Consider the following 11,288-nt stretch of genomic DNA (forward strand, 5'->3'; position numbering starts at 1 on the left):
TCAACGACAATCCATCACGCCCGGCTCCCGGTATCGACCACCACCCGTCTCTGCCATTTCCCAAAGTTTCAGTTCCGGTTCTGGCGGAGTCCTCCCTCCTTTAATGAACACGGCCGAGTAACAGGGTTTAAGATCTTCCGGTTGTAACTGCTGCAGGGCGACAACCGGGGTGATGTTTCTGTCTTTAGCGAGTTGCTTGAATGCCTCATCTTCAATTAGACGTTGGAACGCACCCGTATTGACCACAGTTGCGAGGCGACCGTTACCAATATCCAGCGGCCATGGTTTTACCCAAAGATGGGTGTGCCCGTAGACAAAAACATCGAACTTGCCAAATTCAGCCTCTCTGGAGTTGAGATGTTTTTTAAGCGTTGCCGCAAGTGGCACGAATGCTCCGGCGATTGCTGATGTGAGTGAGGAGCGGCATGGGTGACCACCGGTATTCAGGGCAGCGCTCGCGCACAATAATCGAAGATCTTCATCGTTCATGGTAGTCAGTAATTGCGTTAACTCACTGCGCAATGCACTGCCGGCAGCGTCCGGTTTATCGAGCAACATTTTGCTTGAGTCCCCGTCAGGAAGTGAGTCACCGAACAATAAATAGCCTCTTCTTAGCGCTGCATCCCGATCAAATTCTTGGTCTTCACCAGGTTGTTGTGTAAGCGCGCCAGACTTTTGCGCCCATGATGTCTCGAATATGTTGAACGCAATAAACTTTGCGATATCTGCGGCCGTTCCGAAAATCCCCTGTTCGTCCATACGGTAACGCGCACCAGCCGATTCCGGGTTCAGATTGTCGATGATTGGATAATGAACCTCCTCCGCATTGAACAGCCGTTGCACAAAACGCTCTCCCCAGGGACGGATCATTAGTAGTTGACCATCTCCAGCTTCAGTGGTCACCACAGGCCAATCCTTGAACGCATTGACGTCACTGCCAATCTGCTGACCATGCTCGGCCAGCACCTGATGATCTTCAGACGTCCACACTCCTTTACGGACAAATATTATGCGTCCGCTATCCCCCCCCAACTCTTTCGCAACAGGAGCCCAAACTTGAGGAATCAAAAGGGCAGCATCGTGATTGCCAGGCACCACGTGAATCCGATTGGAGCCTCGCAATGAAAAGTTTTTCAGTGCCTCAAAATCTCCAGCATGAGCTTGCGTAATACGTGTCGACAAATCGACAAGCTCGTTTATCGAACAACCTGCTCCTGCGCCTGATCCCTCGCATTTAATGTCATCAGGCAGTTGCCACATTTCCAGAAAATCCCCAAGAATTACCAAGTCAACGCTGTCATTACCCTCCTTCGATATTGAAGCAAGGAAACCTTTCAGCGCCTGACTCCATCGAAAATCTTCATAGGGGTGCCACTGTTTTTTGCTGATATGACCAAGCCCGAAATGCAGATCGCTAATGAAAACGCTTAAACGCTCTCCGTTCGTTGATATGGGATCGGCAGTAACTTTCGACATAGCTAAAACGCTGAATAATGCCAGCAGCACTCCTTGCCATTCACGCTTCATGGTTGTTCTCCAGAACTTTCATTGGATACGAGTGGGGCCTTGCACATTTTTAGTTGCGGATCACCGATGATCTGAAATTCAAGGGCCATGTCCGCGTACCCTGATTTTTTGCCATAGGCGTCAATGGTTTTCTGCATCGCTTGATTGAAGATATCCATGAGCGAAGCCGTACTTGCGCTTGCCCGTAACTCTTTTACAACCGACACAAAGCTGACTGACAACCGTGTGCCGAAATCTGAATCGACAAAAAAAGGTGAAGCAATCACCGCGCCCACCCCTCGGTTGACGAGCGTATCTACAAAGGTTCGGTCAGCAGGCGCGGCTCCCAATGTCGAGCACGCGGCGAGAATCGCGATGCTTCCTGGCACAAAGCGACGCTTTATATCAGTGCTCAAAACTTGATCCGGCAACCCATTTTTGGAAAAAGTGATTCCGCCATTACCGTAATGAGCAAGTACCAACAGAGCACTACTCTGAGTCGACATTGAGCCAGGCTGAACGACAAAGTCGAATAAATCGTTATTGCTCTGATACCAGCTAATATCGGACCCTTGCATTCGCCAGTCTTCTTTCATTAATAATTCGGCGGAATCTGCGCCAACATCATCAAGTTTCTTTGGAATCGCGAAATCCCATGCACTGAAACAACTTTCCTGTTCAGTTTGACGTGCAAACTGCAATGGCTGAACAACAGTGACTCGTTCGGAAAACAATCGCTTTGGCGCATTCGCGCCCAACAACCCCAAGGGCAAGCTTTGCATTTCACCCCACGGATCGAAATAACGCACCAAAAGCACAGGATTATCTTGACGCAGCCCCAACTTCCTGAGCGCAGCTTGAGCTCCATCGGCCTCAAGTTGATCTTCGGGTTCCTTGCCATTAAAAAGAGCGTTACTGAATTGTTGAACCACCTGGCTGTAGGGCTGAGCTGAGCGTAAGCGTTTGTGGGTGCTGACCACAGCATTGGGTAACATCTTTTCCTGGAACTGCTTCCAGTAAGAACCTAACTCCCAAGCGTAAATAGTGCCATCGGTAGAATAAGTGGCGCGATCGACCAGAACTGCGACCGTCGAGGGGCTTCCTTCACCTTCCGGAATCGAATCGAACAAGTGCAAAGCTGCATCTGCCTTGAATGGTTGATCTCCCTGTCGCCCAAGATCCATCAGATGTTCCACCCCGGAAACCAGGTTTCCTCCTTTCAACCTACTATCACAGCCCTCCAGGTTTTGACCAGGTTTGTTCACCGGGACACTGACCACAATGTAATCCAAGGGACGCAATCCTGAAGCATCCCAAATGGAAAGCGCTATTTGGGCACATCCGGGTCGACGAGCGATCAGCGACCACGCCAGTGGTTTGTCTACACTTAAAGCTGAGGCTAAGTCGTTTAGTGATAAAGTTTTCTGGATAACTTTTTCCCGAAGAGCGTCATCACCCGGCTTAGAACCAAGGTGACTCATCTGCACCTTGAATGTCTGGGCGCGCAATAATTCCGTAGGAGCAAACTTGAGCATCGAGCCCAATAATACGGGCCGAATCACTAGTTGGACCTCAGCCTCCGATGACTGAGATGCTATTTCGTCACCCAATCTGCTACTGATAGCGCCGCCTAATGCCCCTGGGTAGAAACCACGCCCCAGATCCAAAAGAAACTCATAGGGTTTGCCAACCACCAATGAGTCCTTTATCTGCTCAGGCGATGACTGAAACCATGCGTTCCAGTTGATGGACAAACGAGGTACAGCCGAACGTGTAAAGTCTCTGCCGTCGGCCCCCGGCGACGGACTTGCCGACGTACTTTTTGTCTGACTGAGCGAGACAGAGACACGCCCCCTCAGAATGTTATCCACTTCTACTGTGCCTATCTTTTTAATTAAAGACGTCTCGCTTTTAGCGATGGCTGCTCGCCAGTCATTGCGTCCATCCGCATTAAAATCTATCCAGGTAACTTTGGGGTTTTTAGGAGCCGTTTCCAATGTATCCCACTCAAAGTCAGAGATATTCATTGAAACATCCTTTCTGGCCTTCTCAATCGCTTGAATGATGCGCCCACTATCCTTAGCCGACATCGCAAAATATTGCGAATCCGACTTTTTTATAGCGATTAAGGAAAGAAAACTGTGATCAGTCTGAGTAACGTACCCAGACTTCAACCCACCCAATTGGGAGTACATCATCTCTGCAGCGTCGATACGACCTTCGTTCAATGCAGATGCTACCTGAGCATCTGATATAACTACTGTTCTGGCGCCAACATCCGACCATCCTTTCAAATCACCGCTTTCATCGCTTACAGCAACCACAGCATCTTTAAAGTCTAGGGGAGAGCGCCGAGGAAGCTTACTGACGACCACTTTGCTCCCGCCGTACCAAATTCCACCCAAGCTGGAAATCTTGGATTTCTTCAATTGTTCAGTGGCCTTTTCACTCAGTGAACTATCTCGCGAAAACCCAAAAGCCTGATAGTTTGAAAATGTAAAAGGCAGCTCATAAGCCTGCAAAGCCGGCGCCAACTTCGTCAATGCAGAAATGGGGACGATAGCAACTCCCACCTCACCATTCATGACTTTCTTTACCGCTTCACCAGCGAACTCCACACCACTGATCCTGACCTCAGCCACGTCTCGTAGGGATTCCTTGAGAGAGTTAACTGAAGAACTGAATGTAGGGTTGTCAGGAATCGCAACATCGATAATAAAAGCGCGGTCTTGGGCCAGTACAAATGAAGAAAGTACCGCCCAGCCCGTCAAAATAAGAAATAGAGAAGTACTCTTCAACAAGGTTGTGTACCGACCGTACGTATTCTCCGCGCTATCCATTTGACCACCTCAGAAATAAGGTAACGCTCAAAGGTCATTGCAGAGGAGGACGTCAGACTCTCTTTTGCGTCCTATGACTTAAGCACAACCCCAGTTATGGCAAAGTGCTGGCAGATGAACGGCTAGTTCCCCAGCGTCAACCCGTTCGCCGGCAACGGCAACGCCGTCTTGTAGCGAACCTGCTTGAGCGCAAAACTTGACCGGATGTTGGCCACGCCCGGCACCTTGGTCAGAAAGTCCATCATGAAGCGTTCGAGCGACTGGATGGTCGGCACCAGCACCCGGATCAGATAGTCCGGGTCGCCGGCCATCAGGTAGCACTCCATGACCTCAGGGCGATCGGAAATCGCCTCTTCAAAATGCTGCAGCGCTTCCTCTACCTGTTTCTCGAGACTGACGTGGATGAACACGTTGACGTGCAGCCCCAGCAGGTCGGCATCCAGCAGGGTTACCTGCTCGCGGATCAGCCCCAGCTCCTCCATCGCCTTGACCCGGTTGAAGCACGGCGTCGGCGACAGATTGACCGAACGGGCCAGGTCGGCGTTGGTGATACGCGCGTTCTCCTGAAGGCTGTTGAGAATGCCGATATCGGTACGGTCCAGTTTGCGCATGAGACAAAACCACCTGTTTTTTATGTTTATGCAGAATTTCTATCTGCAAATGATCTTCAGCGCAACGAAACAGAGAGAAATATTCTTCTTGCCCGGGCCTATGATTGTTGTAGGACAAGATTTCTTTTATCGAAGAATGACTGCCAGCTCACTACAAGAAATTCACAAGATCGAGCGTAGAAGCCATGACCCAAGCGTATGAACCGCTGCGTCTGCACGTCCCTGAACCCTCGGGCCGCCCAGGCTGCAAAACCGATTTCTCCTACCTGCATCTGACCGATGCCGGCACGGTGCGCAAACCTTCCATCGACGTTGAACCGGCCGACACCGCCGACCTGGCCCGTGGCCTGATCCGCGTGCTCGACGACCAGGGCAACGCCCTCGGCCCATGGGCTGAAAACGTGCCGGTCGAGATCCTGCGCAAAGGCATGCGTGCCATGCTCAAGACCCGGATCTACGACAACCGCATGGTGGTCGCCCAGCGTCAGAAAAAAATGTCGTTCTACATGCAGAGCCTCGGCGAAGAAGCCATCGGCAGCGCCCAGGCCCTGGCCTTGAACATCGACGACATGTGCTTCCCGACCTACCGCCAGCAAAGCATTCTGATGGCCCGCGACGTGCCATTGGTCGACCTGATCTGCCAACTGCTGTCCAACGAGCGCGATCCGCTCAAGGGCCGTCAGCTGCCGATCATGTACTCGGTCAAGGATGCGGGTTTCTTCACCATTTCCGGCAACCTCGCCACCCAATTCATTCAGGGCGTGGGCTGGGGCATGGCCTCGGCGATCAAGGGCGACACCAAAATCGCCTCGGCCTGGATCGGTGACGGCGCCACCGCCGAATCGGACTTCCACACCGCCCTCACCTTCGCCCACGTTTACCGTGCGCCGGTGATCCTCAACGTGGTCAACAACCAGTGGGCGATCTCGACCTTCCAGGCCATCGCCGGTGGTGAAGCCACCACCTTCGCCGGACGCGGCGTCGGTTGCGGCATCGCTTCGCTGCGGGTTGACGGCAACGACTTCTACGCGGTCTACGCCGCCTCCGCCTGGGCTGCCGAACGCGCGCGCCGCGGCCTCGGCCCGACCATGATCGAATGGGTCACCTACCGCGCCGGCCCGCACTCGACCTCCGACGATCCATCCAAATACCGTCCTGCCGACGACTGGAGCCACTTCCCGCTGGGCGACCCGATTGCCCGCCTGAAACAGCACCTGATCAAGGTCGGCCACTGGTCGGAAGAAGAGCACGCCGCCGTCAGCGCCGAGCTCGAGGCCGAAGTGATTGCCGCACAGAAACAGGCCGAACAGTACGGCACCCTCACCGGCGGCCAGATTCCAAGCGCCGCGACCATGTTCGAAGACGTCTACAAAGAGATGCCGGAGCACTTGAAACGCCAGCGTCAGCAGTTGGGGATCTGACATGAACGATCACAACAACAATATTCAGTTGGAAACCGCCATGACCACGACCACCATGACCATGATCCAGGCCCTGCGCTCGGCCATGGATGTGATGCTTGAGCGTGACGACAACGTGGTGGTGTTCGGCCAGGACGTCGGTTACTTCGGCGGCGTGTTCCGTTGCACCGAAGGCTTGCAGACCAAGTACGGCACCTCGCGGGTGTTCGATGCGCCGATCTCCGAAAGCGGTATCGTCGGCGTCGCGGTGGGCATGGGCGCTTATGGCTTGCGTCCGGTGGCCGAGATCCAGTTCGCCGACTACGTGTACCCGGCGTCCGACCAGATCATTTCCGAAGCCGCCCGCTTGCGTTATCGCTCGGCCGGCGAGTTCACCGCCCCGATGACCCTGCGCATGCCGTGCGGCGGCGGCATCTACGGCGGCCAGACCCACAGCCAGAGCATCGAGGCGATGTTCACTCAGGTCTGCGGCCTGCGCACCGTCATGCCGTCCAACCCGTATGACGCCAAAGGCCTGCTGATCGCCTCCATCGAAAACGATGACCCGGTGATCTTCCTCGAGCCGAAACGCCTGTACAACGGCCCGTTCGACGGGCACCACGACCGCCCGGTAACCCCGTGGTCGAAACACCCGCAAGCCCAGGTGCCAGATGGTTACTACACCGTGCCATTGGACGTTGCCGCCATCACTCGTCCGGGCAAGGACGTGACCGTGCTGACCTACGGCACCACCGTGTACGTGTCGCAAGTCGCCGCCGAAGAATCCGGCGTGGATGCGGAAGTCATCGACCTGCGCAGCCTGTGGCCGCTGGATCTGGAAACCATCGTCAAATCCGTGAAGAAAACCGGCCGTTGCGTCGTGGTTCACGAAGCCACCCGCACCTGCGGTTTCGGCGCCGAACTGGTGTCGCTGGTGCAAGAGCATTGCTTCCACCACCTGGAGGCGCCGATCGAACGCGTCACCGGTTGGGACACCCCCTACCCGCACGCGCAGGAGTGGGCGTATTTCCCTGGGCCGTCCCGAGTGGGCGCGGCGCTGAAACGGGTCATGGAGGTCTGAATGGGCACGCACGTTATCAAGATGCCGGACATCGGCGAAGGCATCGCGGAAGTAGAACTGTCGCAGTGGCACGTCAAGGTTGGTGATCTGGTCGTTGAAGATCAGGTGCTGGCGGATGTGATGACCGACAAGGCGATGGTCGATATTCCCTCGCCGGTCCACGGCAAGGTGATTGCGCTGGGTGGTCAGCCGGGTGAAGTGATGGCGGTCGGCAGTGTGCTGATCAGCATCGAGGTCGAGGGCGCCGGCAATCTGAAGGAGTCGGACAAACCGGCGCCAGTTGCGGCGAAAGAAACGCCAGTCGCACCCAAAGTTGAAGCTGTCGTTGAAAGCAAATCTGCTGCCGCCGCACCGCGTCCGGCGGCTGCCGTTTGCCAAGGCCCGATGGTCGCTCGCGAAGCCGATGAGCGCCCGCTCGCCTCGCCGGCCGTGCGCAAACATGCGCTGGATCTGGGCATTCAATTGCGTCTGGTGCGCGGCTCCGGCCCAGCCGGTCGCGTGTTGCACGAAGACCTCGAGGCCTATCTGGCGCAGGGTCAATCGAACGCTTCGGCGCCGGTCGCTGCCGCGTACGCCCAGCGTCACGATGAAGAACAGATTCAAGTGATCGGCATGCGCCGCAAGATTGCCCAGCGCATGCAGGACGCCACTCAGCGTGCCGCGCACTTCAGTTATGTTGAGGAAATCGACGTCACCGCAATTGAAGAACTGCGTGCCCACCTGAACGAAAAACACGGCGCCAGCCGTGGCAAGCTGACCTTGCTGCCGTTTCTGGTGCGTGCACTGGTCGTCGCCCTGCGCGACTTCCCGCAGATGAACGCCCGTTACGACGACGAAGCCCAGGTCATCACCCGCCTCGGCGCGGTGCATGTCGGCGTCGCGACCCAAAGCGATGTCGGCCTGATGGTGCCAGTGGTGCGTCACGCCGAGGCTCGCAGCCTGTGGGACAGCGCGGCGGAAATCTCCCGCCTCGCCACCGCCGCGCGCAATGGCAAGGCCAGCCGCGATGAACTGTCCGGCTCGACCATCACCCTGACCAGCCTCGGCGCCCTTGGCGGCATCGTCAGCACCCCGGTGCTGAACCTGCCGGAAGTCGCGATCGTCGGCGTCAACAAAATCGTCGAACGCCCAATGGTCGTCAAAGGCCAGGTGGTGATCCGCAAGATGATGAACCTCTCCAGCTCCTTCGATCACCGCGTGGTCGACGGCATGGACGCGGCGCTCTTCATCCAGGCCATTCGTGGTCTGCTCGAACAACCCGCGACCCTGTTTGTGGAGTGATCGCATGCAAACTCTGAACACCACGCTGCTGATCATTGGTGGCGGCCCCGGCGGTTATGTAACGGCCATTCGCGCCGGGCAACTGGGCATCCCGACCATTTTGGTCGAGGGCGAATCGCTGGGCGGCACCTGCCTGAACATCGGCTGTATTCCGTCGAAAGCGTTGATTCATGTGGCCGAGCAGTTTCACCAGACGCAACATCACAATCAGCATTCGGCACTGGGCATCAGCGTTTCGGCGCCGACCCTCGACATCACCAAGAGCGTCGAGTGGAAGGACGGCATCGTCGATCGCCTGACCACCGGCGTCGCCGCGTTGCTGAAGAAGCACAAGGTTCAGGTCATCAATGGCTGGGCCAAGGTCATCGACGGCAAGACCGTGGAAGTCGGCGATACCCGCATCCAGTGCGAGCATCTGGTGCTGGCCACCGGCTCGAAAAGCGTCAACCTGCCGATCCTGCCGATTGGCGGGCCGATCATTTCGTCGACCGAAGCGTTGGCACCGAAGTCGGTTCCGAAACGCTTGATCGTGGTCGGCGGTGGTTACATCGGTCTGGAGCTGGGCATTGCCTATCGCAAGCTCGGCGCCGAGGTCAGTGTGGTCGAGGCGCAGGATCGCATCCTGCCGGCCTACGACGCCGAACTGACCCAACCGGTGCACGACGCGCTGAAGCAGTTGGGCGTGAAGCTGTACCTCAAGCACAGCGTGCTGGGTTTCGACGGGACGTTGCAGGTGCGCGATCCGAACGGCGACACCCTGAACCTTGAAACCGATCAGGTGCTGGTGGCTGTCGGTCGCAAACCCAATACCCAAGGCTGGAACCTTGAAGCGCTGAACCTGGACATGAACGGTTCGGCGATCAAGATCGACAGCCGCTGCCAGACCAGCATGCGCAACGTCTACGCCATCGGCGACCTGAGCGGCGAACCGATGCTGGCCCACCGCGCCATGGCTCAGGGCGAGATGGTCGCCGAGCTGATTAGCGGCAAGACCCGCGAGTTCAACCCGACCGCCATCGCTGCGGTGTGCTTCACCGACCCGGAGCTGGTGGTCGTCGGCAAGACCCCGGACGAGGCCAAGGCGGCGGGACTTGACTGCATCGTGTCGAACTTCCCGTTCGCGGCCAACGGCCGGGCGATGACCCTGGAATCGAAAACCGGCTTCGTGCGGGTGGTCGCTCGTCGGGACAATCATGTGATTGTCGGCTGGCAGGCGGTGGGTGTCGGGGTCTCCGAACTGTCGACTGCGTTCGCGCAAAGCCTGGAAATGGGTGCGCGACTCGAGGACATCGGTGGCACCATCCATGCGCACCCGACCCTGGGTGAAGCGGTGCAGGAAGCGGCGTTGCGTGCGCTTGGGCACGCGTTGCACCTGTAAAAACCCGACACGGGGGAGTTTTTTCATAAGCAGGCTAATAAATCTGCTACTCCCCCCATCGCCCGGGCTGCGAAACCGCTCAAGAATGAAGTATTGTTGTGCCCATCCAAAAAAACGTCAGAAGCCTTGAACCGCTTCGGCGGTTGTTCAGTGATAGAGGGTGTCATGGGTAACGAAAGCATCAACTGGGACAAGCTGGGTTTTGACTACATCAAGACCGACAAACGCTATCTGTCGTACTTTCGCAATGGCGAGTGGGACAAAGGCACCCTGACCGAAGACAACGTGCTGCACATCAGCGAAGGCTCCACTGCCCTTCACTATGGCCAGCAATGCTTCGAAGGCCTGAAGGCCTATCGTTGCAAGGACGGCTCGATCAACCTGTTCCGTCCGGACCAGAACGCCGCGCGCATGCAACGCAGCTGCGCCCGCCTGCTGATGCCGCATGTCTCCACCGAGCAGTTCATTGAAGCATGCAAGCAAGTGGTACGCGCCAACGAGCGCTTCATCCCGCCTTACGGCACCGGCGGCGCGCTGTACCTGCGTCCGTTCGTGATCGGCGTGGGTGACAACATTGGCGTGCGTACTGCACCTGAGTTCATCTTTTCGGTATTCGCGATCCCGGTCGGCGCCTACTTCAAGGGCGGCCTGACCCCGCACAACTTCCAGATCTCCACCTTCGACCGCGCCGCGCCACAAGGCACCGGTGCCGCCAAGGTCGGTGGCAACTACGCTGCCAGCCTGATGCCGGGCTCCCAGGCCAAGAAAGCGCACTTCGCTGACGCCATCTACCTGGATCCGCTGACCCACAAAAAGATCGAGGAAGTCGGTTCGGCCAACTTCTTCGGGATCACTCACGACAACAAGTTCGTGACCCCGAACTCGCCGTCAGTACTGCCGGGTATCACCCGTCTGTCGCTGATCGAACTGGCCAAGTCCCGCCTGGGCCTGGAAGTGGTCGAAGGTGATGTGTTCATCGACAAGCTGTCGGACTTCAAAGAGGCCGGTGCTTGCGGTACTGCTGCGGTGATCACCCCAATCGGCGGCATCAGCTACAACGACCACCTGCACGTGTTCCACAGCGAAACCGAAGTCGGCCCGGTCACCCAGAAGCTCTACAAAGAGCTGACCGGCGTACAGACTGGCGACGTCGAAGCGCCAGCAGGCTGGATCGTCAAGGTTTGATCTGAC

8 protein-coding genes are annotated in these 11,288 nt (G+C 56.7%); 5 read left to right on the plus strand and 3 right to left on the minus strand.

What is annotated here, in order from left to right; genetic code table 11:
• The 3 genes from PDR5_RS17570 to bkdR form a co-directional block, all read right to left on the minus strand.
• Nucleotides 1-1,527, minus strand: a complete 1,527-nt coding sequence (locus tag PDR5_RS17570) for a metallophosphoesterase (protein WP_064597555.1) — start codon at nt 1,525-1,527, stop codon at nt 1-3.
• Nucleotides 1,524-4,346 carry a TRAP transporter substrate-binding protein DctP gene (dctP, locus tag PDR5_RS17575; protein ID WP_064597557.1) on the minus strand — a complete coding sequence of 941 codons (2,823 nt, stop codon included), beginning with the start codon at nt 4,344-4,346 and terminating at the stop codon, nt 1,524-1,526. Before dctP ends, PDR5_RS17570 begins: the two co-directional genes overlap by 4 nt.
• A 122-nt stretch (nt 4,347-4,468) precedes the next feature.
• Nucleotides 4,469-4,957: a Bkd operon transcriptional regulator BkdR gene (gene bkdR / locus PDR5_RS17580; RefSeq protein ID WP_007915088.1), complete on the minus strand. Its 489-nt coding sequence runs from the start codon at nt 4,955-4,957 to the stop codon at nt 4,469-4,471.
• Between the two features lie 185 nt (nt 4,958-5,142).
• Between bkdR and PDR5_RS17590 the strand changes: the two genes are divergently transcribed.
• The 5 genes from PDR5_RS17590 (at nt 5,143) to PDR5_RS17610 (ending at nt 11,282) form a co-directional block, all read left to right on the plus strand.
• Complete coding sequence (locus PDR5_RS17590; RefSeq protein WP_064597562.1) at nt 5,143-6,378, plus strand: 3-methyl-2-oxobutanoate dehydrogenase (2-methylpropanoyl-transferring) subunit alpha; 1,236 nt, start codon at nt 5,143-5,145, stop codon at nt 6,376-6,378.
• Between the two features lies 1 nt (nt 6,379).
• Nucleotides 6,380-7,438 carry an alpha-ketoacid dehydrogenase subunit beta gene (locus PDR5_RS17595; RefSeq protein WP_003224000.1) on the plus strand — a complete coding sequence of 353 codons (1,059 nt, stop codon included), beginning with the start codon at nt 6,380-6,382 and terminating at the stop codon, nt 7,436-7,438.
• Nucleotides 7,439-8,719 carry a dihydrolipoamide acetyltransferase family protein gene (locus tag PDR5_RS17600; protein WP_064597564.1) on the plus strand — a complete coding sequence of 427 codons (1,281 nt, stop codon included), beginning with the start codon at nt 7,439-7,441 and terminating at the stop codon, nt 8,717-8,719.
• A gap of 4 nt (nt 8,720-8,723) precedes the next feature.
• Nucleotides 8,724-10,097: a dihydrolipoyl dehydrogenase gene (gene lpdA, locus PDR5_RS17605; protein ID WP_064597566.1), complete on the plus strand. Its 1,374-nt coding sequence runs from the start codon at nt 8,724-8,726 to the stop codon at nt 10,095-10,097.
• 165 nt (nt 10,098-10,262) lie between these two features.
• Nucleotides 10,263-11,282, plus strand: a complete 1,020-nt coding sequence (locus tag PDR5_RS17610; RefSeq protein ID WP_064597568.1) for a branched-chain amino acid aminotransferase — start codon at nt 10,263-10,265, stop codon at nt 11,280-11,282.
• Nucleotides 11,283-11,288: the final 6 nt, after the last annotated feature.

The organism is Pseudomonas sp. DR 5-09 (genome assembly GCF_001655595.1).
Taxonomy (GTDB): domain Bacteria; phylum Pseudomonadota; class Gammaproteobacteria; order Pseudomonadales; family Pseudomonadaceae; genus Aquipseudomonas; species Aquipseudomonas pharyngis.